The sequence below is a fragment of the Streptomyces sp. NPDC014734 genome, assembly GCF_043083325.1.
GTDB lineage: Bacteria > Actinomycetota > Actinomycetes > Streptomycetales > Streptomycetaceae > Streptomyces.
Genome location: NZ_JBIBYN010000033.1, coordinates 52,158 through 76,275, shown reverse-complemented (window position 1 = coordinate 76,275; position 24,118 = coordinate 52,158). Strand labels below are relative to the sequence as shown.

At 72.2% G+C, this 24,118-nt stretch carries 25 protein-coding genes; 8 read left to right on the top strand and 17 right to left on the bottom strand.

Annotated elements, in window-relative coordinates:
- Positions 1–154: 154 nt before the first annotated feature.
- The 6 genes from ACF1CT_RS34240 to ACF1CT_RS34215 all read right to left on the bottom strand — a co-directional run bounded on the left by ACF1CT_RS34240 (position 155) and on the right by ACF1CT_RS34215 (position 6,328).
- Positions 155–1,699, bottom strand: a complete 1,545-nt coding sequence (locus tag ACF1CT_RS34240; protein ID WP_391787926.1) for an MFS transporter — start codon at positions 1,697–1,699, stop codon at positions 155–157.
- A complete protein-coding gene (locus ACF1CT_RS34235) occupies positions 1,696–2,247 on the bottom strand; it encodes a TetR/AcrR family transcriptional regulator (RefSeq protein ID WP_391787925.1) in 552 nt (183 codons plus the stop codon). Before ACF1CT_RS34235 ends, ACF1CT_RS34240 begins: the two co-directional genes overlap by 4 nt.
- Positions 2,248–2,337: 90 nt before the next feature.
- Positions 2,338–2,472, bottom strand: a complete 135-nt coding sequence (locus ACF1CT_RS34230; protein ID WP_391787924.1) for a hypothetical protein — start codon at positions 2,470–2,472, stop codon at positions 2,338–2,340.
- A 41-nt stretch (positions 2,473–2,513) separates the two neighbouring features.
- Complete coding sequence (locus tag ACF1CT_RS34225; protein WP_391787923.1) at positions 2,514–3,485, bottom strand: aldo/keto reductase; 972 nt, start codon at positions 3,483–3,485, stop codon at positions 2,514–2,516.
- Between the two features lie 127 nt (positions 3,486–3,612).
- Positions 3,613–5,046, bottom strand: coding sequence for an argininosuccinate lyase (gene argH, locus ACF1CT_RS34220; RefSeq protein ID WP_391787922.1), 1,434 nt, complete (start codon positions 5,044–5,046; stop codon positions 3,613–3,615).
- Between the two features lie 88 nt (positions 5,047–5,134).
- A complete protein-coding gene (locus ACF1CT_RS34215; protein ID WP_391787921.1) occupies positions 5,135–6,328 on the bottom strand; it encodes an argininosuccinate synthase in 1,194 nt (397 codons plus the stop codon).
- A gap of 238 nt (positions 6,329–6,566) precedes the next feature.
- Here ACF1CT_RS34215 and ACF1CT_RS34210 point away from each other — a divergent pair, with 238 nt between their 5' ends.
- Both ACF1CT_RS34210 and ACF1CT_RS34205 read left to right on the top strand, forming a co-directional pair.
- Positions 6,567–7,166 (top strand): pyridoxamine 5'-phosphate oxidase family protein, encoded by a 600-nt coding sequence (locus tag ACF1CT_RS34210; protein ID WP_391787920.1) that lies wholly within the window; start codon positions 6,567–6,569, stop codon positions 7,164–7,166.
- A 57-nt stretch (positions 7,167–7,223) separates the two neighbouring features.
- Positions 7,224–7,940 carry a L,D-transpeptidase gene (locus tag ACF1CT_RS34205; RefSeq protein ID WP_391787919.1) on the top strand — a complete coding sequence of 239 codons (717 nt, stop codon included), beginning with the start codon at positions 7,224–7,226 and terminating at the stop codon, positions 7,938–7,940.
- A 27-nt stretch (positions 7,941–7,967) separates the two neighbouring features.
- Here ACF1CT_RS34205 and ACF1CT_RS34200 read toward each other — a convergent pair whose 3' ends face one another.
- Genes ACF1CT_RS34200 through argC form a run of 5 tightly spaced genes read right to left on the bottom strand, consistent with a single transcriptional unit; the run spans position 7,968 to position 12,786 of the window.
- Positions 7,968–8,504: an arginine repressor gene (locus tag ACF1CT_RS34200; RefSeq protein WP_391787918.1), complete on the bottom strand. Its 537-nt coding sequence runs from the start codon at positions 8,502–8,504 to the stop codon at positions 7,968–7,970.
- Between the two features lie 10 nt (positions 8,505–8,514).
- Positions 8,515–9,711, bottom strand: coding sequence for an acetylornithine transaminase (locus tag ACF1CT_RS34195; protein ID WP_391787917.1), 1,197 nt, complete (start codon positions 9,709–9,711; stop codon positions 8,515–8,517).
- Positions 9,708–10,610 carry an acetylglutamate kinase gene (gene argB, locus ACF1CT_RS34190; protein ID WP_391787916.1) on the bottom strand — a complete coding sequence of 301 codons (903 nt, stop codon included), beginning with the start codon at positions 10,608–10,610 and terminating at the stop codon, positions 9,708–9,710. The genes ACF1CT_RS34195 and argB overlap by 4 nt, the downstream gene beginning before the upstream one ends.
- Complete coding sequence (gene argJ, locus ACF1CT_RS34185; RefSeq protein ID WP_391787915.1) at positions 10,607–11,761, bottom strand: bifunctional glutamate N-acetyltransferase/amino-acid acetyltransferase ArgJ; 1,155 nt, start codon at positions 11,759–11,761, stop codon at positions 10,607–10,609. Before argJ ends, argB begins: the two co-directional genes overlap by 4 nt.
- Entirely contained in the window at positions 11,758–12,786 is a 1,029-nt protein-coding gene (argC, locus tag ACF1CT_RS34180) for an N-acetyl-gamma-glutamyl-phosphate reductase (protein ID WP_391787914.1), read from the bottom strand. Before argC ends, argJ begins: the two co-directional genes overlap by 4 nt.
- Before the next feature lie 197 nt (positions 12,787–12,983).
- Here argC and ACF1CT_RS34175 point away from each other — a divergent pair, with 197 nt between their 5' ends.
- The gene (locus ACF1CT_RS34175) at positions 12,984–13,505 is read left to right on the top strand and encodes an ATP-binding protein (protein WP_391787913.1); all 522 of its coding nucleotides are present in this window, start codon (positions 12,984–12,986) and stop codon (positions 13,503–13,505) included.
- Here ACF1CT_RS34175 and ACF1CT_RS34170 read toward each other — a convergent pair.
- Entirely contained in the window at positions 13,495–14,268 is a 774-nt protein-coding gene (locus ACF1CT_RS34170; RefSeq protein WP_391787912.1) for a DUF6796 family protein, read from the bottom strand. The two genes, ACF1CT_RS34175 and ACF1CT_RS34170, sit on opposite strands and share 11 nt — an antisense overlap.
- Before the next feature lie 225 nt (positions 14,269–14,493).
- Here ACF1CT_RS34170 and ACF1CT_RS34165 point away from each other — a divergent pair, with 225 nt between their 5' ends.
- Positions 14,494–14,991: a peptidylprolyl isomerase gene (locus ACF1CT_RS34165; RefSeq protein WP_391787911.1), complete on the top strand. Its 498-nt coding sequence runs from the start codon at positions 14,494–14,496 to the stop codon at positions 14,989–14,991.
- A 140-nt stretch (positions 14,992–15,131) separates the two neighbouring features.
- Positions 15,132–15,878 carry a Clp protease N-terminal domain-containing protein gene (locus ACF1CT_RS34160; protein WP_391787910.1) on the top strand — a complete coding sequence of 249 codons (747 nt, stop codon included), beginning with the start codon at positions 15,132–15,134 and terminating at the stop codon, positions 15,876–15,878.
- Positions 15,879–15,999: 121 nt separating this feature from the next.
- On the opposite strand, the gene ACF1CT_RS34155 is transcribed toward ACF1CT_RS34160, so the two are convergent.
- Positions 16,000–16,575: a histidine phosphatase family protein gene (locus ACF1CT_RS34155; protein ID WP_391787909.1), complete on the bottom strand. Its 576-nt coding sequence runs from the start codon at positions 16,573–16,575 to the stop codon at positions 16,000–16,002.
- A 112-nt stretch (positions 16,576–16,687) separates the two neighbouring features.
- Positions 16,688–18,208 carry a PLP-dependent aminotransferase family protein gene (locus ACF1CT_RS34150; RefSeq protein ID WP_391787908.1) on the bottom strand — a complete coding sequence of 507 codons (1,521 nt, stop codon included), beginning with the start codon at positions 18,206–18,208 and terminating at the stop codon, positions 16,688–16,690.
- On the opposite strand from ACF1CT_RS34150, the gene ACF1CT_RS34145 reads away from it, so the two are divergent.
- Both ACF1CT_RS34145 and ACF1CT_RS34140 read left to right on the top strand, forming a co-directional pair.
- Entirely contained in the window at positions 18,207–19,259 is a 1,053-nt protein-coding gene (locus ACF1CT_RS34145) for a DMT family transporter (protein ID WP_391787907.1), read from the top strand. The genes ACF1CT_RS34150 and ACF1CT_RS34145 overlap by 2 nt on opposite strands.
- A 14-nt stretch (positions 19,260–19,273) precedes the next feature.
- Positions 19,274–19,486 (top strand): DUF1918 domain-containing protein, encoded by a 213-nt coding sequence (locus ACF1CT_RS34140; RefSeq protein WP_391787906.1) that lies wholly within the window; start codon positions 19,274–19,276, stop codon positions 19,484–19,486.
- Between the two features lie 81 nt (positions 19,487–19,567).
- Here the strand turns inward: ACF1CT_RS34140 and ACF1CT_RS34135 are convergent, their stop codons facing one another.
- A complete protein-coding gene (locus ACF1CT_RS34135) occupies positions 19,568–20,869 on the bottom strand; it encodes a glycoside hydrolase family 10 protein (protein WP_391787905.1) in 1,302 nt (433 codons plus the stop codon).
- Between the two features lie 187 nt (positions 20,870–21,056).
- Here ACF1CT_RS34135 and ACF1CT_RS34130 point away from each other — a divergent pair, with 187 nt between their 5' ends.
- Complete coding sequence (locus ACF1CT_RS34130; RefSeq protein ID WP_391787904.1) at positions 21,057–21,917, top strand: 3-hydroxybutyryl-CoA dehydrogenase; 861 nt, start codon at positions 21,057–21,059, stop codon at positions 21,915–21,917.
- A 168-nt stretch (positions 21,918–22,085) separates the two neighbouring features.
- Here the strand turns inward: ACF1CT_RS34130 and ACF1CT_RS34125 are convergent, their stop codons facing one another.
- Positions 22,086–22,616 (bottom strand): NUDIX domain-containing protein, encoded by a 531-nt coding sequence (locus ACF1CT_RS34125; RefSeq protein WP_391787903.1) that lies wholly within the window; start codon positions 22,614–22,616, stop codon positions 22,086–22,088.
- A gap of 117 nt (positions 22,617–22,733) precedes the next feature.
- Positions 22,734–24,083, bottom strand: a complete 1,350-nt coding sequence (locus ACF1CT_RS34120; protein ID WP_391787902.1) for a transcriptional regulator — start codon at positions 24,081–24,083, stop codon at positions 22,734–22,736.
- Positions 24,084–24,118 lie beyond the last annotated feature (35 nt).

The window sequence follows — 24,118 nt, the reverse complement described above, 5'->3', positions numbered from 1 at the left end:
AACGCCTCGAAGAACCTCGCCTTCAGGTCTCCAAAATCCACGATCCCCGCAACTCCCTGAACAACAGGGTGTTGCGGGGATCAATAGAACCCGCCTTCGTGGGTACGGGCCCTTTCCCGTACCGGGCGCCGTCCGGGCCGGGACGGCAGGTCGGCTATTCGTGCACGATGCCCTCCTCCAGCTTCTGACCCCGCAGCAGGAACCAGGCGGCGACGGCCGTCGCGAGCAGTACGGCCGCACCGCCGCCCGCCGCGAGCCGCAGCCCGTCGACGAACGACTCCTGCGCCGCGGAGACCAGCGCCTCCGCCTGTCCCGCCGGGAGGCCGTGGGCCGCTTCGACGGCGCCGCCCAGTGAGTCGTGGGCCGCGGCGGCACTGCCGGCCGGGATGCCCCTCGGGGTGGGAAAGGTCTGGTAGACGCCGGTGACGACGGAGCCGAGCAGGGCGATGCCGAGGGCCGCGCCGAGTTCGTAGGCCGTCTCGGAGACCGCGCCGGCCGCACCCGCCTGCTCCTTCGGGACGCTGGAGAGGATCACGTCGGCGGTGACGGTGAAGGCGAAGCCGGCACCGAGGCCGACGACGAGCAGCACCGCGCCGAGCAGCGGGTAGCCGGTCTCCTTGTGGATCACGGTGACCGCGGCGAGCGCCAGCCCGATCGCCGCGAGCCCCCCGGCCACCACCGACCGCACGGAGTGGCGGCGGGCCACCCGGCCGGCGAGCAGTCCCGCGACGACCGCGCCGACGGCCGCGGGCAGTTCGGCGAGTCCCGCCTCCAGCGGACGGCGGTCCTGCACCAGTTGCAGGAACTGGGAGAGGAAGAAGACAAGTCCGGACAGGCCGAGGATGGTCAGCAGGTCGGCCAGGACCGCGCCGGAGAAGCCCCGGTGGTGGAAGAGCCGCATGTCCAGCAGGGGCGCGGGAAGCGTGAGCTGCCTGCGCACGAACCAGCCGAGCGCGGCCAGCCCGCCCAGGCCCGCGACGGCGGTCCCCCAGCTCGGTCCGTGCGCGGCCATCTCCTTGACGGCGTACACGACACCGATCATGCCGATGAAGGAGAGCGCCACGCTGGGGAGGTCCCAGGGGCCCGGCGCCGGGTTCTTCGACTCCGGGATCATCTTGACGCCGACGACCACGAGGACGGCCATGACGGGCAGGTTGATCAGGAAGACCGAGCCCCACCAGAAGTGCTCCAGGAGGAATCCACCGACGACGGGGCCGACGGCCGCGCCCGCGGAGGCCATGGCCCCCCAGATGCCGATGGCGAGACTGCGCTCGCGCGGGTCGTGGAAGAGGTTCCGGATCAGGGCGAGTGTGGACGGCATCAGAGTGGCGCCCGCCACACCGAGCAGCGCCCTCGCCACGATCATCATCTCGGGGCTGCCTGCGTACGCGTTGAGCACGGAGACGGCGCCGAACGCGATCGCACCGCACAGCAGCAGCTTCTTGCGTCCGATGCGGTCGCCGAGGCTGCCCATGGAGACCAGGAGGCCGGCGATGACGAAGGAGTAGACGTCGCCGATCCAGAGCAGCTGGGTGCCGGACGGTTTGAGGTCCTCGGTGAGGAACGGGGTGGCGAGGCCGAGGACGGTGGCGTCCACGGCCACCAGCAGCACCGCGAGGACGAGGACGGCCAGAGCGATCCAGCGCCCGGGACGGCGCAGTTCCTGCGGGGCTTCCGCGTGCTGGTCGAGAGTGCTCATCGTTCCACGCTCCGGCGTGCTCCGCCGAGCAGCAACTCGGCGATCATGTACGGAAAGTCCTGGCCGGCGACCCGGCCCGCCTGGACGGCCCAGGCACCGCTGGAGACGAGCCCGTAGAGGGCCTCGGTCAGCCAGGCGGGGGTGAGGTCGATCCGGAACTCCCCGCGCTCCTGGCCCCGGCGGAAGAAGGCGGAGACACGGGCGTCGAGACGGTCCCAGCCCTCGTTCACCACGTCGCCCTCGAAGAGCTGGTTCTCGGTGACCAGGAAGGAGAGCAGCCCGGCGCTCGGCTCGACGGCCGCGATCAGCCGGCGCAACGCCTCCTCGGACGTGCCGTCGTCGAGCGCGGCGGCGTCCAGAGCCGCTTCGAACTCCTGGATGCCCAGGTTCTCCAGGGCCTTGACCAGGGCGTCCCGTCCCGCGAAGTGCCGGTGCAGGGTGGCGCGCCCGATGCCCGCGGCCCTGGCCACCTCGTCCATGGTGGCGGTCGATTTGCGGGTCAGCAGAGCGGCGGCGCTGCGCAGCACCTGTTCACGGTCCACAGTCATGAGACGACAATAAACCACATGAGACACGAATGTCTCATTGTGGCTTCCGGGGACTCCGTCCGGTCCGCCCGTCGTCGCGGCTGTGCGTCGTCAGCCGTCCACGGCAGTCAGGCCGAGGCCGGGGAGCGCGGCCGGGTCGCCGGCCTCGGACATCCCGACGATCCCTCCCCGCGCGACGGTGAAGGCCGTGCCCGAGAACCCGCCGTCGCCGGTCGTGGCGATCACGGCGGCCGTGCCCCTCCCCCGCCCCCGGCGCACCGCCGCGCTCAGCTCCAGGGCAGCGCGGCCCGGTGGCGCCAGTACGCCTCCGGTTCCTCCACGAGGGCGCCGAGGCGGGAGCGCCGTTCCTCGTCCAGGTCGACGACGGCCGCGTGCAGGTTCCCGGCGAGCTGGTCGACGGTCGCCGCGCCCGAGAGCACCACGCCCGCCCACGGCTGGTGCAGGACGAAGCCCAGCGCGATCGCGTCGGCGCCCAGGCCCGCCTCGGCGGCGCTCTCCCGGATCACCGCCGGGGCGTCCGTGCCCGCCAGCCTGCCGTTCGCCATGGCCTCCTTGACGATCACGGTGAGCCCGGCGTCGTGCGCCTCGGCGAGCGCCGCTCCGGCCGAGGTCTCCAGGGCGTTGTACGTGGCCTGGACGGTACGGAACAGCGGCTCGCCGTCGACCGTGACGGCGAGGGCCGCCCGGATGGCGTCGGCCTGGCCGGGCCCGCTGGTGGAGAGGCCGACGGTGACCCCCTCCGCGGCGAGTGCGGCGAGGCGCGCGTGCAGGTCCCTGTCGGTGAGGGCGGGGCTGTCGGCGGTCACCGAGTGGATCTGGTAGAGGTCGAGGCGGCCACCGAGCAGCGCGTCCGTCTCGGCGCGCTGCCGCGTGTACGTGGCGACGCCGTGGTCCTTGACCTCGTGCGCCTCGGCCTCGACGTGCCAGTCGGCGGTGTAGGTGTAGCCCCATTTGCTGCCGACGACGACGTCGTCCGCCTCCGGGCGCGCCTTCAGCCAGTCGGCGAGGAACTCCTCCGAACGGCCGTAGGAGCGGGCAACGTCGACGTAGCGGACCCCCTGCGCGTAGGCGGCGTCCAGCAGCTCGTGGGTACGCCCGCGCAGCGCCTCGACGCCGCGGTCGGCGGGCAGGTCGCGGTCGCGGTGCAGATTGATGTATCCGGGTCTGCCGACCGCCGCCAGGCCGAGTCCGATGTGGGCGGTCGGAGTCGTGGCTGCGGCCAGCCTGGCGAACGGCATCATGGGCTCCTCGTCGGTCGGATGCGCTCCCCCGTGGAGGTCAACGTATCCCGGCGCACGGAAACCCGGGGGTGGGAACGCACCCGCGCCCCCGCCCCTCCTCCGGCCCCGCCTGCCGGTGTGCCGGTCAGTTCTTCGCGGTCGCCCACGCCTCCTGGACCGCGAGGTCGGCCTTCACCTCGGCGAGCTGGACGGCCACCGCCGACGGGGCGGTGCCGCCGCGACCGCTGCGGGACGCGAGCGCACCGGGCACGTTCAGAACGGTGCGGACCCCGGGGGTCAGGTGCTCGGAGATCTCGGCGAACTGCTCGTCGGTCAGCTCGTCGAGCTCGATGCCCCGCTGCTCGCACTCCTTGACGCAGGCCCCCGCCACCTCGTGCGCGACGCGGAACGGAACGCCCTGCTTGACCAGCCACTCGGCGATGTCGGTGGCGAGCGAGAATCCGGCCGGGGCCAGCTCCTCCATGCGTGCGCGGTGGACGGTGAGGGTGGCCATCATGCCGGTGAAGGCGGGCAGCAGGACCTCCAGCTGGTCGCAGGAGTCGAAGACCGGCTCCTTGTCCTCCTGGAGGTCCCGGTTGTACGCGAGCGGCAGCGCCTTCAGCGTGGCCAGCAGGCCGGTCAGGTTGCCGATCAGGCGGCCGGACTTGCCGCGGGCCAGCTCGGCGATGTCCGGGTTCTTCTTCTGCGGCATGATCGAGGAGCCGGTGGAGAACGCGTCGTGCAGGGTGACGAAGGAGAACTCCTTCGTGTTCCAGATGATGACCTCCTCCGCGATCCGGGAGAGGTTCACCCCGATCATGGCGGTGATGAAGGCGAACTCGGCGACGAAGTCGCGGGACGCGGTGCCGTCGATCGAGTTGCCGACGGAGCCGTGCTCGAAGCCCAGGTCCGCGGCGACCGCCTCCGGGTCGAGCCCCAGGGACGAGCCGGCCAGCGCGCCGGAGCCGTACGGGGAGACGGCGGTCCGCTCGTCCCACTGACGCAGCCGCTCGGCGTCCCGGGACAGGGCCTGGGTGTGCGCCAGCACGTGGTGGGCGAAGAGCACCGGCTGGGCGTGCTGGAGGTGCGTGCGACCGGGCATCGCGACGTCCGGGTGCGCCTCGGCGAGGCCGACCAGCGCGCCCTGGAGCTCGGCGATCAGACCGCCGATGATCCGGGCGTGGTCGCGCAGGTACATCCGGAAGAGCGTGGCGATCTGGTCGTTGCGGGAGCGGCCGGCCCGCAGCTTGCCGCCGAGGTCCGGGCCGAGCCGTTCCAGCAGGCCCCGCTCCAGAGCGGTGTGCACGTCCTCGTCGGCGACGGTGCCGGTGAACGTGCCGTCCGCGACATCGGATTCGAGCCGGTCGAGCCCGGCCAGCATGCGGTCCAGCTCGTCCCGGGTGAGCAGGCCCGCCTTGTTGAGCACGCGCGCGTGGGCACGGGAGCCGGCGATGTCGTACGGCGCGAGCCGCCAGTCGAAGTGGACGGAGGCGGACAGCTTGGCCAGCGCCTCGGCCGGACCGTCGGCGAAGCGGGCGCCCCAGAGGCGGACGTCGCTGGTGCCGTTGCCGTTGCTCACTGCGTGCTCCTCGGAAGAACAAGGGGGTGGATGTGCGACCGCCTCCCCGCACGGAGGGCCGGGGAGGCGGTGACGTAACTGGGGGAGGTCAGGACAGGTCACGCTTCGCGGCGATCTTCGAGGAAAGCCCGAAGATCTCGATGAAGCCCTGCGCCTTGGACTGGTCGAACGTGTCGCCCGAGTCGTAGGTGGCGAGGTTGAAGTCGTAGAGCGACTGCCCGGACTTGCGGCCGGTGACGACGGCGCGACCCGCGTGCATGGTCATCCGGATGTCGCCGGTGACGTGCTGGTTGGCCTCGGCGATGAAGCCGTCCAGAGCGCGCTTGAGCGGCGAGAACCACAGGCCGTCGTAGACCAGCTCGCCCCAGCGCTGCTCGACCTGCCGCTTGTAGCGGGCCAGCTCGCGCTCGACGGTGACGTTCTCCAGCTCCTGGTGGGCGGTGATCAGCGCGATCGCGCCCGGGGCCTCGTACACCTCGCGGGACTTGATGCCGACGAGCCGGTCCTCGACCATGTCGATCCGGCCGATGCCCTGGGCGCCGGCCCGCTCGTTGAGCTGCTGGATCGCCTGGAGGACGGTGACGGGCCTGCCGTCGATGGCGACCGGGACGCCCTGCTCGAAGGAGATGACGACCTCGTCGGCCTCGCGCGGGGTGGCCGGGTTCTGGGTGTACTCGTAGATGTCCTCGATCGGCGCGTTCCAGATGTCCTCCAGGAAGCCCGTCTCGACGGCGCGTCCGAAGACGTTCTGGTCGATGGAGTACGGGGACTTCTTGGTGGTCGCGATCGGGAGGTTCTTCTCCTCGCAGAAGGCGATCGCCTTGTCCCGGGTCATCGCGTAGTCGCGGACCGGGGCGATGCACTTCAGGTCCGGGCCGAGCGCGGAGATACCGGCCTCGAAACGGACCTGGTCGTTGCCCTTGCCGGTGCAGCCGTGGGCGACGATGCCCGCGCCGTGCTTGTTGGCGGCGGCGACGAGGTGCTTGACGATGGTCGGCCGGGAGAGGGCCGAGACCAGCGGGTAGCGGTCCATGTAGAGGGCGTTGGCCTTGATCGCCGGGAGGCAGTACTCCTCGGCGAACTCGTCCTTGGCGTCCGCGACCTCGGCCTCGACGGCACCGCAGGCGAGCGCGCGCTTGCGGATCACGTCCAGGTCCTCGCCGCCCTGGCCGACGTCCACGGCGACGGCGATGACCTCGGCGCCCGTCTCCTCGGCGATCCAGCCGATGGCGACGGAGGTGTCCAGGCCGCCCGAGTAAGCGAGTACGACGCGCTCGGTCACGGGTTTCTCCTTAGGGTGCAATCACTGATGGGTATAACTATGCAGTGCTCCGTATGCTTTGTCAAAGGTGCTGGTAGGCGGCGTGCCGTGGGCCCCGGGACCCGCCCCGCCCCCGCGGCCCGAACCCGCCGGAACCGGACGCCGACGGCACGGACCCGGCCGCCGGCCCTGCCCCCGCCCCGTCCCACTTGCCGAAACGGCCCCGCCGTCACGGCAGTTGACGACGACAATGACCACCATGGGAAAAACGTACGAACGGATCGACGGGCGGCTCAGGACCTTCATCGAGGAACAGCGCATCTTCTTCACCGCGACCGCGCCCCTGGACGGCGAGGGCACGGTCAACCTCTCCCCCAAGGGCGTCACCGGCTCCTTCGCCGTCGTCGACGAGCTGACCGTGGCGTATCTGGACTTCGCCGGCAGCAACGCCGAGACCGTGGCCCATCTCCGGGAGAACGGCCGCATCACCCTGATGTGGTGCGCCTTCCAGGGGCCCCCGAACATCGTCCGGGTGCACGGCCGCGGTGAGCCGGTCTTCCGCGACGATCCGCGGTTCGGCCCGCTGCTCGGCCACTTCCCCCACGTCGATCCCGGCCCGCACGGGCTGCGCGCGATCATCGTGGTGCGGGCCGAGCTGATCCGGGACACCTGCGGGTACGCCGTCCCCTTCATGGCGTACGAGGAGGACCGGCCCCTGCACGCCCAGCGGTTCGCCCGCGAGGACGACGTGTCGCTCGACGCCTACTTCCACAAGAAGGAACACATCGCGACGAGTATCGACGGGCTCCCCGGGCTGCCGCTCCCGCTGCCCGCCATGCCCGGCCCGGAACGGGGTTGAGCCGTCCGGAGCACTCCCGGGTGCGCCACCGCGCCCCGGGGGCCTAGCGTCCGCGGCATGCGCAGATCCCCGCCGGGCCGCCCCCTGGTGATCGGTACGGTCCTGCTCGCACTGGCGGGCACGGTCGCGGCGCGGCCCGCCGGGGCGCCGTCGCCGCCCGCCCGGATGGCCGACACCGGCGGCGGCACCCAGCTGATCATGGCCCTGGCCCCGGCCGCGGGCTCCACCACGGGCATCGTCACCTGGTGGGATCTGCGTGGTGGTGTCTGGGTGCGGGGCGGGTCCGCCCCGGCCCGGTTCGGCGCGAAGGGCCTGGCCGAGGGGGCGACGCGCGAACAGGGCACCGACACCACGCCCACCGGCCTGTACGACCTGCCGTTCGCCTTCGGGACCGGTGCGCCGCCGCCCGGCACCGTCCACCCCTACCGCCGGATCACCGAGCGGTCGTGGTGGTGTCAGGACAACGCGTCGCGCGCCTACAACCGCTGGACGGAGCCGCGGCCGGCGGACTGCCGGGCGTCCGAGGCGGAGCGACTGGCCGCGTACCCGACGCAGTACGCCCGGGCGCTCGTCATCGGATTCAACTACGAGCGTCCGGTGCGCGGGCGCGGCGCCGGGATCTTCCTCCACGTCGACGGGCGTGGCGCGACCGCCGGTTGTGTCTCCGTACCGGCGGCCGCGATGGACCGGATCCTCGGCTGGGTGGACCCGGTGCGCCGTCCGCACATCGCGATCGGGACCCGGTCGGGCCCGACCGGGATCACCCGCTACTGACGGCGGGCACGGGGCGGACCGCCCCGTTCAGCGTTCGTTCTGCGCCAGGCGCAGCAGGTGGTCGGCGAGTGCCTGACCGCCCGACGGGTCCCGGCTGATCAGCATCAGGGTGTCGTCGCCCGCGATGGTGCCGAGGATGTCGTTCAGTTCGGCCTGGTCGATGGCCGAGGCGAGGAACTGGGCCGCGCCCGGGGGCGTGCGCAGCACCACGAGGTTGGCCGACGCCTCCGCCGAGATGAGCAGTTCGGCGGAGAGGCGCCGCATGCGCTCCTCCTTCGCGGACCCGCCCAGCGGTGCCTGCGGGGTTCGGAAACCGCCCTCGCTCGGCACCGCGTAGATCAGCTCGCCGCCGGTGTTGCGGATCTTCACCGCGCCCAGTTCGTCCAGATCGCGGGAGAGCGTCGCCTGGGTGACGCTCAGCCCGTCGTCGGCGAGGAGCTTGGCAAGTTGGCTCTGCGAGCGCACCGGCCTGCGGTTCAGGATGTCCACGATCCGGCGGTGGCGCGCGGTGCGGGTCTGCGGCACGGAGGGCCCGCCGTGCTCGGTCTCCTGCGCCTCGGTCATCGTCGTCGCCTCATTCTCCGGATTGTCCGTCCCCGTTTGCCTCGTCGAGAGCGCCGGGAAGTGCCCGGAGGAACGCGTCCACCTCCGCGTCATCGATGATCAGCGGCGGCATCAGCCGCAGGACATCGGGGGCGGGTACGTTCACCAGGATTCCGGCTCGCCGAGCCGCCTGTTGCGCCTGAGGGGCGAGGGGCTCGGTGAGCACGATACCCAGCAGCAGTCCGGAGCCGCGGACGTGGGAGACCAGCGGGTGCCGGAGCGCCTCCACACCGTCCCTGATCTTCTCGCCGAGCCGCTTCACCCGGTCCAGGGCGCCGTCGGCCGCCAGGGTGTCCAGGACCGCGAGACCGGCGGCGCAGGCGACCGGGTTGCCGCCGAACGTCGTGCCGTGCTGGCCCGGCTTCAGCAGGTCGGCCGCCGGGCCGAACGCGACGGCGGCGCCGATCGGCAGTCCGCCGCCCAGGCCCTTGGCGAGGGTGACGATGTCGGGCTCGACGTCCTGGTGGGCCTGGTGCTCGAACCAGTGGCCGCAGCGGCCGATGCCGGTCTGCACCTCGTCGAGGACGAGGAGGGTGCCGGTGGCCCGGGTGATCTCCCGGGCCGCCTCCAGGTACCCCGCGGGCGGCACGACCACGCCGTTCTCGCCCTGGATCGGCTCGATGATCACCAGTGCGGTGTCGGTGGTCACGGCGGCCCGCAGCGCCTCGGCGTCCCCGTACGGGACGTGGGTGACGTCCCCGGGCAGCGGCTCGAAGGGCTCGCGCTTCTTCGGCTGGCCGGTGAGCGAGAGCGCGCCCATGGTCCGGCCGTGGAAACCGCCCTCGGTGGCGACCATGTGGGTGCGTCCGGTGAGCCGGCCGATCTTGAAGGCTGCCTCGTTGGCCTCGGCACCCGAGTTCGCGAAGTAGACCCTGCCGTCGCGGCCGAAGAGCTGGAGCAGCCGTTCGGCGAGTGCCACCGGCTGCGGCGCGATGAACAGGTTGGACACATGGCCGAGCGAGGCGATCTGGGTGGAGACCGCCTCGACGACCGCGGGGTGGGCGTGGCCCAGCGCGTTCACCGCGATGCCGCCGACGAGGTCGAGGTATTCGGTGCCGTCGGCGTCCCACACCCGGGCGCCCTCGCCGCGGACGAGGGGGAGCGGTGGCGTGCCGTAGTTGTCCATCAGCGCGTGGCTCCAGCGCCGCGTGAGCTCCTCGTTGCTCATGACTCCCCCTCTGTGTCGGGCACGACCATCGTGCCGATTCCCTCGTCCGTGAAGATCTCCAGCAGGATCGAGTGCTGGACCCGGCCGTCGATGACCCGGGCGGTCTCGACGCCGTTGCGTACCGCGTGCAGGCAGCCCCGCATCTTCGGCACCATGCCGCTGGACAGCTCGGGCAGCAGCTTCTCCAGCTCGGTGGCGGTGAGGCGGCTGATCACGTCGTCGCTGTTCGGCCAGTCCTCGTAGAGGCCCTCGACGTCGGTGAGGACCATCAGTGTCTCGGCGTTCAGCGCGGCGGCGAGCGCGGCGGCGGCGGTGTCGGCGTTGACGTTGTAGACGTGGTGGTCGTCGGCGGAGCGCGCGATGGAGGAGACGACCGGGATGCGGCCGTCGTCCAGCAGTGCCTGGATCGCCCCGGTGTCGATGGCGGTGATCTCGCCGACCCGGCCGATGTCGACGGGTTCGCCGTCGATGACCGGTCGGTGCCGGACGGCGGTGATGGTGCGGGCGTCCTCGCCGGTGAGGCCCACGGCGAGCGGGCCGTGCTGGTTGAGCAGGCCGACCAGCTCGCGCTGGACCTGCCCGGCGAGCACCATCCGTACGACGTCCATCGCCTCGGGCGTGGTGACGCGCAGCCCCGCCTTGAACTCGCTGACCAGGCCCTGTTTGTCGAGCTGGGCGCTGATCTGGGGGCCGCCGCCGTGCACGACGACGGGCTTGAGGCCGGCCTGGCGCAGGAAGACGACGTCCTGGGCGAAGGCGGCCTTCAGCTCCTCGTCGACCATGGCGTTGCCGCCGAACTTGATGACGACGGTCCTGCCGTTGTGGCGGGTCAGCCAGGGCAGTGCCTCGATGAGGATCTGTGCCTTCGGGAGTGCGGTGTGTTTCCGCGCCGCGGTCATGAGCTGTAGGCGCTGTTCTCGTGGACGTAGTCCGCGGTGAGGTCGTTGGCCCAGATGACGGCGGACTCGGTGCCGGCCGCCAGATCGGCGGTGATCCTGACCTCCCGGTAGCGCATGTCGACAAGGTCGCGGTCCTCGCCGACGCCGCCGTCCTTGCAGACCCAGACGTCGTTGATGGCGACGTTCAGCCGGTCGGGCTCGAAGGCGGCCCCCGTCGTGCCGATCGCGGAGAGGACACGGCCCCAGTTGGGGTCCTCGCCGTGGATGGCGCACTTGAGGAGGTTGTTGCGGGCGATGGTGCGGCCGACCTCGACGGCGTCGTCCTCGGTCGCGGCGTTGACCACCTCGATCCGGATGTCCTTGGAGGCGCCCTCGGCGTCGCCGATGAGCTGCCGGGCGAGATCGGCGCAGACGACGCGTACGGCCTCGGCGAACTCGCCCTGCTCCGGGGTGATTCCGCTCGCGCCGGAGGCCAGCAGCAGCACGGTGTCGTTGGTCGACATGCAGCCGTCGGAGTCGACCCGGTCGAAGGTGGTGCGGGTGGCGGCGCGCAGCGCGGAGTCGAGTCCGGCGGCGTCGACGTCGGCGTCGGTGGTGAGGACGACGAGCATGGTGGCGAGGCCCGGGGCGAGCATGCCCGCGCCCTTGGCCATGCCGCCGACGGTCCAGCCCTCGCCGCCCGCGACGGCCGTCTTGTGGACCGTGTCGGTGGTCTTGATCGCGATGGCGGCCTTCTCGCCGCCGTGTTCGCTGAGCGCGGCGGCGGCCTGCTCGATGCCGGGCAGCAGCTTGTCCATCGGGAGCAGGGTGCCGATCAGTCCGGTCGAGGCGACCGCGATCTCGCCCGCGTTGTGGCCGGCGAGGACCTCGGCGGCCTTCTCGGCGGTGGCGTGCGTGTCCTGGAAGCCCTTCGGCCCGGTGCAGGCGTTGGCGCCACCGGAGTTGAGCACGACGGCGGTGACCTCGCCGCCCTTCACCACCTGCTCCGACCAGAGGACGGGGGCCGCCTTGACGCGGTTGGAGGTGAAGACGCCCGCGGCGGCGCGGCGGGGGCCGTTGTTGACCACGAGGGCCAGGTCCGGGTTACCGCTCTGCTTGATTCCCGCGGCGATGCCCGCCGCGGAGAATCCCTGTGCTGCCGTGACACTCACGGTGCGACTCCGATCGTGGAGAGACCTGTGTCCTCGGGAAGTCCGAGGGCGATGTTCATGCTCTGCAGGGCGCCGCCGGCGGTGCCCTTGGCGAGGTTGTCGATGGCGCTGATCACGATGATCCGGTCCGCCGCCTCGTCGTGGGCGACCTGGATCTGTACGGCGTTGGAGCCGTGGACGGCGGCCGTGGCGGGCCACTGCCCCTCGGGGAGCAGGTCGACGAAGGGTTCGTCGGCGAACGCCTTCTCGTACACGTCACGGACGGAGTCGGCGCTCACGCCGGGCTTCGCCTTCGCGCTGCAGGTGGCGAGGATGCCGCGGGGCATCGGCGCCAGCGTCGGCGTGAAGGACACCGTGACCGGTTCGCCGGCCGCGGCGCTGAGGTTCTGGATCATCTCGGGGGTGTGCCGGTGGACGCCGCCGACGCCGTACGGGGTCATGTTGCCCATCACCTCGGAGCCGAGCAGATGCGGCTTGGCCGCCTTGCCCGCCCCGGAGGTGCCGGAGGCGGCAACGATCACTGCCTCGGGTTCGGCAAGGCCTGCCGCGTACGCCGGGAAGAGCGCCAGCGAGACGGCGGTCGGGTAGCAGCCGGGCACCGCGATGCGCTTGGACCCGGCCAGCGCCGCACGTCCGCCCGGCAGTTCGGGAAGGCCGTACGGCCACGTCCCGGCGTGCGCCGAGCCGTAGAACCGCTCCCAGTCCGCGGCGTCCTTCAGCCGGAAGTCGGCGCCCATGTCGACGACGAGCACCTCGTCACCGAGCTGTTCGGCGACGGCGGCGGACTGCCCGTGCGGCAGGGCGAGGAAGACGACGTCGTGTCCGGCGAGCGCCTCGGGGGCGGTGGGCTCCAGTATCCGGTCCGCGAGCGGCCTCAGGTGCGGTTGCAGCGCACCGAGCCGTCGGCCCGCGTTGGAGTTCGCGGTGAGGGCGCCGATCTCGACCCGGGGGTGGACCAGCAGGAGACGGAGCAGTTCTCCACCGGCGTATCCGCTCGCCCCTGCCACTGCTGCACGTACCACCATCGAATACCCTCCTTGTCGATGGCATGACTATACGCATGCATGCACTTTTATGCAACGATCTTCGTGCCGACGGCCCGATCCCCGTGACGCGTCCCGGCGACCCGCACCACACCGCGACACGCCGGATCCATACCGAGTGCCCACCGCGCCCACCGCGCCCGCCGCCGTGACCCGGCACGGCAGTACCCTCGGGCCGCATGATCGTATGGCTCAACGGCACCCACGGCGCGGGCAAGACGACGACCAGCGCACTCGTGCAGCGGCTGATCCCGGATTCTCGGGTGTTCGACGCCGAGAAGGTCGGCGAGACACTCATGGACATCAAGCCGGAGCTGCCGTGGACGGGCAACTTCCAGCACTGGCCGCCCTGGCGGCCGCTCGTCGTCGAGACCGCCCGGCACGTACTCGACTACACCGGTGGCACCCTGGTCGTCCCCATGACCGTCCTGGTCGAGCGGTACTGGCGCGAGATCAGCACGGGCCTCGCCCGGCATTCCATCCCGGTACGGCACTTCGTCCTCCACGCCGACCAGGACACTCTCCGCGGGCGCATCGAGGGGGACACCCTCATGGGCCCCTCCTCGTTCCGTCTCGAACACCTTGAGCCCTACGCCGAGGCGGCCCGTAGCTGGCTGCACGCCGAGGCCGAGGTCGTCGACACCACCCACCTCACGCCCGACCGGGCCGCACTGCGGATCGCGGAGGCGGTCAGGGGCTGAGGCCCACCCGCGCCCCGGAGACCGGCGAACTCCGGCAGGCCGCCCCGGCCCCCGGCCGGACCTTCCACAGCACGACGGTCGACAGGGTGAAGAGCAGCAGGTTGCCGATGCTCAGCTGCGCCCCCTGGAGGGCGGTCCCCACCGATCCCGGCGTCAGCATCGCGACGAGGCCTCCCGCCGGAAGACAGATCAGCGGGTTCACGAACCACGCCCACCGCGGGAGGGCGGCACCGCCCCGGAGCACGCATACGGCCATCCAGACGGAACCGAGCACCCAACAGACCATCAGCGCCGCGTAGGCGATGAAGAGCACGTTCGCCATCTCGCCCGGCAGGGCGGTGAGAGCGGCGGACCGGTCCCCCGAGGCGTCGATCGCCCTGACCGCCTGTCCCCAGTAGAAGAACGAACCGTGGACGAAGGGGGCGATGGCGAAGCCCGAGGTCAGCAGCAGGAACGGAGGCAGGGCGAGCACCCGCCCCGCCGGCCGGAGACCCTGGTACAGGTGCCAGCAGGCGAGCAGGTAGAGCGGCCCGGTCAGCACGCCGAGCAGCGCCCCCCACGCCAGCCGCGCCGTGGAGGCGGGGAGCATCGCCGCCAGCGAGACTCCCGACATGCCGTCGTAGTCGCCCAGAACGGGGTGCAGGTCGGCGGACGCCACCGGCTTGCCCAGCAGCAGAATGTCGCCCGCGAGCCAGGCCACCGACGCCAGGACACCCGCGATCCCGGCGAGCCTCACCCGTCCGGCCACCTTGTCATCCGTCACTGTGCCGCCCCCTTCATCATGATCGAATTTAGGTGAGGCTAACCTTATCGTTGGATCGCGGGAAAGGACACCGCCCCGCGGACCGCCCCGGACCGCCCCAACCCCCCGGGATCCCGGGATCCCGAGACGCCGGACAGGCCCGGAATCCCCCGGACCGGCCCGCGAAAGGAACCGACCCACCCGCCCGCCCGTCGGCCCCGGGGGCGTCGATGTCAGGATGGTTCCATGACGAGCAAGGTCTACTTCGACATCACCATCAACGACGAGCCCGCCGGGCGGATCACGTTCAAGCTGTACGACGACGTCGTACCCGAGACCGCGGAGAACTTCCGCGCGCTGGCGACCGGCGAGAAGGGTTTCGGTTACAAGGGTTCGTCCTTCCACCGGATCATCCCCGACTTCATGCTGCAGGGCGGCGACTTCACCCGGGGTGACGGCACGGGCGGCCAGAGCATCTACGGAGCGAAGTTCCCCGACGAGAACTTCAAGCTCACGCACTCCAAGCCCGGCCTGCTCTCCATGGCCAACAGCGGCCCCAACTCCAACGGCTCCCAGTTCTTCATCACGACCATCGTGACGTCGTGGCTGGACGGCAAGCACGTGGTGTTCGGCGAGGTCGACAACACGGAGAGCATGGACCTGGTCAAGAAGATCGAGGCCCTCGGCTCGCAGAGCGGCCGCCCCCAGGCGAAGATCACCATCGCGGACAGCGGCACCCTCTGACCCCTGGCACGACCTTCTGACGAACGAGCGCGCCGCCCGACGGAGACCCCCGTCGGGCGGCGCGCTCCGTCGTTCCCGGGACGGGGCCCAGGTGTCAACTCAAGGTTGACACCCCTCGCCTGTCAACCTAAGGTTGACACATGGCGAATCACGTACCCATGACCCATCCCGTGCGCCTCGACGACCTGATCGAGGCCATCAAGAAGGTTCACACCGACGCCCTCGACCAGCTCTCCGACGCGGTCATCGCCGCGGACCACCTCGGCGACGTGGCCGACCACCTGATCGGCCACTTCGTGGACCAGGCCCGGCGTTCGGGCGCTTCCTGGACTGAGATCGGCAAGAGCATGGGGGTGACCAGGCAGGCCGCCCAGAAGCGCTTCGTCGCCAAGGACCCCGGCGAACCGTCGGACCTCGACCCCAGTCAGGGGTTCGGCCGCTTCACCCCGCGAGCCAGGAACGTCGTCATGGCCGCGCAGAACGAGGCACGCGCGGCGGGCAACGACGAGATCCGCACCGAGCACCTCGTCCTGGGGCTGCTCAGCGAGCCGGAGGGACTGGGCACCGCGTTCATCAAGGCCCAGGGCGTCACGCCGGAAGCGGTCCGCCGGGCCGCGACCGAGGCGCTCCCGGCCGCGGCGGACGCGGTGCCGGACCTCATCCCGTACGACGCCGGTGCCCGCAAGGCGCTGGAACTGACGTTCCGGGAGGCCCTGCGGATGGGGCACAACTACATCGGCACCGAGCACCTCCTGCTGGCCCTGCTGGAACAGGAGGACGGTTCCGGCGTGCTGTCGGGCCTCGGTATCGACAAGGCGAGCGCCGAGACGGCCATCGCCGAGGCCCTCGCGATCCTCACCGTGTCCCCGGGCACGAAGGAGGACTGACCCGAAGGCCGAACGCACCGCGGACGGTACCGGACGGCCGGTACCGTCCCCCGGCCTCCGGCGGGTGCGACCGCCGTACGTCGGCCCGCCGGGGCACCGGGCGCACGGGGGCCGCGGCCGGTCACCGGGCACCCGCCTCCAGTCTCAGGCTCCACCGCCCGGGGGCGCCGTCGAGCGTGACCGTGGACAGCGGGCGGACGTCGACGTTCCAGTACGCCGACGGCGGGGCCTTGAGCGCGTAGACGAGAGCGGCCCGGACGACCGCGGGTTCGGCGACCGCCACGATGGCGCCGTCGCACGCGGGCCGGGTGTCGAGCCAGCCCCCGATCCGTGAGATGAAGGCGAACAGCGGTTCGCCGCCGTGCGGCGCCGCGCGCGGGTCAGCGAGCCAGGCGTCGACGGCCGCGGGTTCACAGGCCGCGACGTCGGCCAGGGTGCAGCCGCGCCAGCGGCCCATGTCGCAGTCGCGCAGGGCGGGCTGGACGAGCGGCGCGTAGCCGAGGGCCCGGCCGGTGGCACGGCTGCGCGGGGTGGGGGAGCAGTAGCGCAGTTCGGCGGCGCCCAGGGGGACCAGGGCGTGCGCGGCGAGTTGCACCTCGTGCCACCCGGTGGGGTCGAGCGGCCGGTCCTCGTCGAAGCGCTCGGCGAGCGGCGCGGAACTGCGCGCCGCGGCGACGAGCGAGACTCGCACAGTCATGGCGGCGATCGTGGAGCCGAACGCCACGCGGGTCAAGGGGGTAATCGCAAGCATTTCCGAGCGACCCGGCCCCCGGGGCGCTGCCGAGCGCCCGTTCCCGCGCGGACCGACGTCACCCCGTCCGCGCGGCCTCCTGGGGTCCGGCGGCCGGACGTGCTCCTGCGGACCGGAGTTGCGGGGAGTCGCCGAGGACCTCGTCGCAGGCGGTGCGCAGCCGGCGGACGCCCTCGGTGATCTCGGCGGCCCCGGCGACCGCGGCGAAGCTCAACCGGAGCTGCGGGGAAGGGGGTTCGGCGCAGAAGTAGGGGCGGCCGGGTGCGACGGCCACGCCCGCGCGCAGGGCCGCCGCGACCACGGCCGACTCCTCCGTTCCCGTTCCCGTGTCGGCTTCGGGCAGGCGCAGCCACAGGCTGCCGCCGCCCGCCGGGACGTGCGGGGGCGCGAGGGCGGGCAGTTCCCGTCGCAACGCGGCCGTCATGGTGTCGCGCCGCTCCCTCAACTGGGCCGACACGGAGCGCAGGTGACGGCCCCACGCCGGGGAGCCGACCAGTTCGAGGGCGGCTTCCTGGAGCGGTCGGGGCACGAAGAAGCTGTCGACGACCTGGATGTCCCGCAGCCGGCCGAGCACCGGACCGCGGGCGGCGAGCGCGCCCACCCGCAGGCTCGGTGAGGCGATCTTGGTGAGCGAGCGGACGTGGACGACCACGCCGTCGGGGTCGTTCGCGGCCAGGGGTGCGGGAAGCCGACCGGCGTCGTCGTGCGCGAGGCGACGCGCGAAGTCGTCCTCGATCACGAAGGCCCCTGCCGCGCGGGCGATCCGGACGACCTCGCCGCGCCGTCGCGGCGCGAGAACCGCGCCGGTCGGGTTCTGGAAGAGCGGCTGGCAGACGAAGACCCGCGCTCCGGTGGCCCGGAAGGCGGCGGCGAGCAGTTCGGGCCGTACGCCGTCGGCGTCCACCGGGACCGGCACGGGGCGCAACCCGGTGGCCCGTGCCACGGCCAGCATGCCGGGATAGGTGGGCGATTCGACAAGAACCGGGGCGCCCGGCGGGGCCAGCGCGCGCAGGGCGGTGGCCAGTGCGCTCTGGCCGCCCGCGGAGATCAGCACGTCGGCGGCGGTCAGCGAGGGGCCGATCTCCCGGGCGAACCAGGCCCGCAGTTCGGCAAGGCCGTCGGCGGGCGGGCGGCCCCAGGCGCCGGGACGGCGGCCCGCCCTGGCCAGGGCGGCGGCGAGCGCCGACTCCGGCCGGAGCGAGGAGTGGAGGTAGCCGCCGTTGAGTTCGACGACACCGGGCGGCGGTGGGCAGAGCGTGACCAGGACGCCGGACGCGTCGACGGTGCGCGGCACTGCCCCGGCGCCGCCGTCGCCGCTGAGGGACACCTCCTGCCAGGAGGTGTCCCCCGTGGGCGGCAGGCCGGTGCGGGGCACGGCGCGGAAGGCGCCGGATCCCGGCCGGGTGATGACGAGTCCCTCCGCGGCGAGCCGGGCGATGGCCCGGGAGACGGTGACCGGACTGACCCGGAAGCGCTCCACGAGGGCCCGGCTCGACGGCAGCTTCTCGCCCGGCGAGTAGCGGTTCAGTTCTTCGCGGAGCGACTGGGCCAAATCGGCGTCACTGCTACGCTCATGCATGAGAGCTGAGAATAGCGCTACTCCACCGGGCGCGATAGCGGCGGGTTCCCCGTCGACGGACACGCCGGCCACATCGGCAAACGACGCCCCGGCGGACGGGACGTCCGGCGCCGGAGCGTCCCCGCGCGGCGGCGTGGTTCTCGCCGGACTCGGCGTCGTCGCCTTCTCCCTGACCTTCCCGTCGACCGTCTGGGGGCTGGAGACCTTCGGACCCTGGTCGCTGGTGGCGCTGCGCACCCTGCTCGCCGCCGTGATCGCGGGCGGGGCCCTGCTGGCCGGACGCGTCGCCCTGCCGGAACGCGCGCACTGGCCGGGGCTCGCGGTCGTGGCCTCGGGCGTCGTGATCGGCTTCCCGATACTGACCACACTGGCGCTCCGGACCTCGACGACATCGCACGCGGCCGTGGTGGTGGGGCTCCTCCCCCTGACGACCGCGGCGTTCTCCGCCCTCCGGACGGGGGTCCGGCCGCCGCGCGCCTTCTGGCTCGCGGCGCTCGCCGGGGCCGGCGTGGTGATCGCCTTCACCCTGAGCCAGAGCGGCGGGGCGCTGTCCGGCGGTGATCCGTACCTGTTCGGCGCACTGCTGGTCTGCGCGGCCGGATACACCGAGGGGGGCAGGCTCGCCGGTGTCATGCCGGGCCGGCACGTGGTCGGCTGGGCACTCGTCCTCTCGCTGCCGCTCGCGGTGGCCGGCGCGGCCGTCGCGCTGCCGCTGGAACCGGTGCGACCGACCCCGCACGGCGTGATCGGCCTGCTCTGGGTGGCGGCCGGGTCCACCGTCCTCGGCCTGTACGTCTGGTACCGGGGGATGGCGGAGATCGGGGTGCCGAGGGCCAGCCAGCTCCAGCTCGCGCAGCCGCTGCTGACCCTGCTGTGGTCGTACTTCCTGCTCGGTGAGCAGGTACCGACGGCGGCGCCGGTGGCGTCCGTCGCGGTGCTCGTCTGCATCGCGGTCACCCAGCGGGCGGGGCGCGCCCGGCGCGGGAATCCCTCCCACCGGGCGAAGTCGCCCTTCGGTCATAGACTTGTCGACAAGGACCGCCACCCGTGAGGAGGTCACTCCCGATGGAGGCACACACGGGCGACCGGCTGCTGGTGCACGGCAGGACCGTGGGGCAGCACGACAGGGTCGCAGAGATCGTCGAAGTGCTCGGTGCCGGGGGCAGTCCCCCGTACCGCGTCCGCTTCGAGGACGGACATGAACATCTGGTTTCCCCCGGTCCGGACAGCGTGGTGCAGCACACCGCCGACCGGAAGCGGACACGGGAGACCCCGTAGCGCCCTCCGGCGGCGGCGCTCGTCGCTTCCGGGCCCGCACGGGCGGCCGGTACGCCCGGCCGCCCGTCACCGCGACGCGGCTCATACCGGACGCGGTGGCCTCGCCCTGGTGCGGTAGTGATCGGCCACCACCCGGGACATGGCGCCGATGGGGTCCCCGGCCACGTCCTTGCCCGAGAAGTAGACATGGCCCCGCACCTGGTCGTGGGAGGCGGCGAGATCGAGGTGGCGGGAGAGTTCCGCCGGGTCCTGCCACGCGGCCGGCTGGGCCGGGTCACCGGCCTTGTACAAGGCCTCGCCCACGAACAGGTCGACGCCGGTGCCCCGCACCACCTCGTTCCACCAGGGCACCAGCGTGGCGTAGTCGGCGGCGGCGAGGCCGATGTTCCAGTAGATCTGCGGGCAGATGTAGTCGATCCAGCCCTTCTTGATCCAGCCGCGGGTGTCGGCGTGCAGATCGTCGTAGGTCTGCACGCCCGCCTCGGTGTCGGAGCCGAGCGGGTCCGTCGAGGCATTGCGCCACACGCCGAACGGGCTGACGCCGAACCGGACGTTCTTCTTGATCGCCTTGATCCGTTCGGCGGTCTCCCGCACCAGTCTGTCGGTGTTGTCGCGCCGCCAGGCCGCCCTGTCCGGGAAGCCGGCCCCGTACTTCGCGTACGTGGCGTCGTCGGCGAACTCCTGCCCGGCGACCGGATACGGGTAGAAGTAGTCGTCCCAGTGCACGGCGTCGATGTCGTAGCGGCGGACCGCGTCGAGCATCGCGTCCTGGACGAAACGGCGGACCTCGGGGATTCCGGGGTTGTAGTAGAGCTTCCCGCCGTACGGCAGGACCCAGTCGGGGTGCAGCCTGGCGGGATGGCCCGCGGCCAGCCGGGACGGGTCGGTGTGGTTGGCGACCCGGTACGGGTTGAACCAGGCGTGCAGCTCCAGGCCCCGGTCGTGCGCCTCGCGTACGGCGGTGCCCAGCGGGTCCCAGCCGGGATCCTTGCCCTGGACGCCGGTGAGGTACTGGGCCCACGGCTCGTACGGCGACGGCCACAGGGCGTCGGCGGTGGGCCGCACCTGGAGGATCACGGTGTTCAGCCGCCGGTCGACCGCCTCGTCGAGATACCCGATCAGCTCGGTCCGCTGGGCCGCCGCCGTCAGACCGGGCTTCGACGGCCAGTCGAGATTGGCGACCGTGGCCACCCACATGCCCCGCAGCTCGCGCCGCGTCTCGTGATGGCCGCCCCGCCGCTCCCGCCCGCCCGTGTGCCCCGGACCGGGGGCGTGCCGGGCGGCGGCCGAGGCCGCGTCACCGGCCATGGCGACCCCGCCCACCACTCCCGCGACGACTCCCGCCGCTCCCGCCACGAAGCCCCGTCTGGCCAATTGCCTCATTTCGCCGCACCTTCCGTCTCTCCGTCATCGTCCGTCACCCTGTGTTCCGGCGTAACGCAGAGCATGCCCGCCCCGGGCCGCGATGACCCGTAGGTCGCGGGTAACGTCGTGGGGTCGGGGCGGGGCACCGGAATCAGACGGGAACCTGCGACTCGGGATCAGCGAAAGGCACGAGGTGACGGACTCTATGGCCGATATTGCACGCGTCGGAGTGGTGGGCTGTGGCCAGATGGGCGCGGGTATCGCGGAGGTGTGCGCCCGCAGCGGTCTTGAGGTCAAGGTGGCCGAGACCACCGGCGAGGCGCTGGAGATCGGCCGCACCCGGCTCCACAACTCCCTCTCGAAGGCCGCCGAACGCGGCAAGATCACACCGGAGGAGCGCGACGAGACACTCGCGCGGCTGACGTTCACCACCGACCTCGGGGAGTTCGCCGACCGCGATCTCGTGATCGAGGCAGTCGTGGAGAACGAGCAGGTCAAGACCGAGATCTTCCAGGTGCTCGACCAGGTGGTGACCCGGCCGGACGCGATCCTGGCCTCGAACACCTCCTCCATCCCGCTGGTGAAGCTGGCCGTGGCGACCTCCCGTCCGGACCAGGTCGTCGGCATCCACTTCTTCAACCCGGCACCGGTGCAGAAGCTCGTCGAGCTCATCCCCGCGCTGACCACCTCCGACGAGACGGTCATGCGCTCGGAGGCCCTGGTGCAGGACGTCCTGGGCAAGCACCCGATCCGCGCCCAGGACCGTTCCGGCTTCGTCGTCAACGCGCTGCTGATCCCGTACCTGCTCTCCGCGATCCGGATGTTCGAGTCGGGCATCGCCAGCCGCGAGGACATCGACAACGGCATGGAGCTCGGCTGCGCCCACCCGATGGGCCCGCTCAAGCTGTCCGACCTGATCGGTCTGGACACCGTGGCCTCGGTCGCCGACTCGATGTACGCGGAGTTCAAGGAGCCGCTGTACGCCGCTCCCCCGCTGCTCCAGCGGATGGTGGACGCGGGCCGGCTCGGCCGCAAGACCGGCTCGGGCTTCTACGCGTACTCCTGATCCTTCTTCCGTGCCCGTACGGGGCCGGGTTTCCGGGCGATCCCCGGGACCCCGGCCCCGTACGCGTTCCCCGGGTCCCGGGAACCGTGCCCGAGCGCCGCCGGCCCCGCCCGCGCCGCGTCCGCCCCGCGCCGCCCGGCGGACGAACCGCCCCACTCGCGGGCGGCCTCACCTCACCCGTAAGTGGTGGAGCATCATCAGACCGGCGGCCATGCCCGCGGCCGGGACCTCACCGCGGGTGATCAGCTCCGGCACCCGCTTCAGAGGTATCCACTCCCGGCGCGAGGACTCGAACGCGTCGCTGGGCTGGCCGGTCCAGGCGGCCTCCTCGGACCAGTACAGGTGGTGCCGGGCGTCGGTGAGACCGTTCGCCGGCTCCACGGTCAGCAGCGGGCGCAGCGGGCCGGGGCGCCAGCCGGTCTCCTCCTCCATCTCCCGGGCGGCGGCCGCGGCGATCTCCTCGCCCTCCTCGACGACTCCGGCGGCGAACTCCCAGCCCCAGCTGTCCGTGATGAACCGGTGCCGCCAGAGCAGCAGGGCCTCGTCCGCCTCGTTGACGACGGTGGCCGCCGCGACGGGGCGGAGCCGGATGAGGTAGTGGTCGAGATGTCGGCCGTCGGGGATGACCACATCCGCAAGATTGACCCGGAACCAGCGGTTCTCGTACACGGTTTGTTCGTTCAGGTTCGCCCATTGCATGGTTTTGCCGCCTTCCGATAAGCAGGTGGCGACATCGCATCAGGAACGGGACCGGAAGGGAACGTACCGGTCCGACGGCTCGCGACGTGTCCGGAACGGCGCACCGGGGACGGCGGCTCACAGCGGCACCCGCAACGCGGCGTCGATCCGCTCCGCGGCGTGCCGCGCGTCGGCGCAGCCGCTCGCGACCAGATCGTCGCGCACGGCGCGCAACCGGTCGCGCAGCCGCCTCGACTCCATGCCCACGGCCCGCTCCGCCATCTCCACGGCCGTGGCCGCGGCCCGGTCCGCCTCGCCCCGGCACAGTTCGACCTGGGTCAGCATCGCAAGCCGGTGCACCCGGCCCCGGTCGTGCGCCGGTGTCCGCACGGCCGTCACGGCGTGCTCCCGGGCGCCGGACAGATCACCGAGGCTGAGCAGCGCCTCGGCCACCTGCACATCGACAAGACCGGGCTGGACGTATCCCGTCTCGTCGGGTTCGTGGCCCGGCCGGATGCGCTCGGCCTGCGCCTCGGCGCGCCGGATGCACTCCAGGGCACTTGTCCCGTCGCCGATCCGGGCGTGCGCCTTGGCCTGCATCGCGTACAGATCGGCGGCCAGCGCCGGTGAGACGTGGCGGCCCGCGGCCCGCAGCGCCGCCCGGGCGAACGCCACCGACTGCCGGTAGTCCGACAGGTACAGCGACTGGTTGACCAGCAGGGCCATCACGTAGCCGCCGAACCCGCGGTCCCCGCTCGCCCTCGCCAGCCGCAGCGCCTGGTGGAAGTAGCGCTGGGCGAGCCCGTGGGCATCGGAGTCGTAGGCGCAGATACCCGCCACGGCCACCAGCGCGCCCGTCGCCCGGTGCAGTCGGCGCCCCACCGCATCGGATCTGCCGCCGCGCAGCAGCGGGGCCGCCTCGGCGTTCAGGAAGCCGACGATGCGCGAACGGGTCACGATCCCGCCCGCCCGGCGATACATCCGTTCGTAGTGGGCCCGGGCCGCGCGCAGGGTCACCAGGTCCGCCCCGTCGACCCGGGTGGGACCGTCGCGCGAGGCGTCGGCGTCCTCCGGCGCGTTCTCCCACTCCCAGACGGGCATCACGGCGGCGGTGCCGGTGAGCACGGACGGGGCGGGCGGACACGGGCCGCGCTGTCCGTCGCACCGCCACAGCGCGGTGGCCCGCTCCACGAATCCGGGGAGCGCGGCGGCGGATCCGGCCGGGCCGGCGCCCGGGGGCGCCAGACCGATGTCGTCCGGCGAGAGATGCCGGTTCAGGCGGTTGCCGAGCACGTCGCAGATCAGCTCCGGCACCTGGCCCCGCGGCCGCTGCCCCTTCAGCCAGCGGGCGACCGCGGTGTGCTCGTAGCGCAGGGACAGTCCGCGGGAGCGGCCCGCCCGGTTGATGTGCGCGGCCAGTCCCGCACGGGAGACCCCCGCCTCCTCGATCAGGGCCGCCAGCAGGATGTTGGGTTCCGTCGCCCCCATGTGCCCCTCCGGTGGTTCGCACGCCGAGGCGTGTC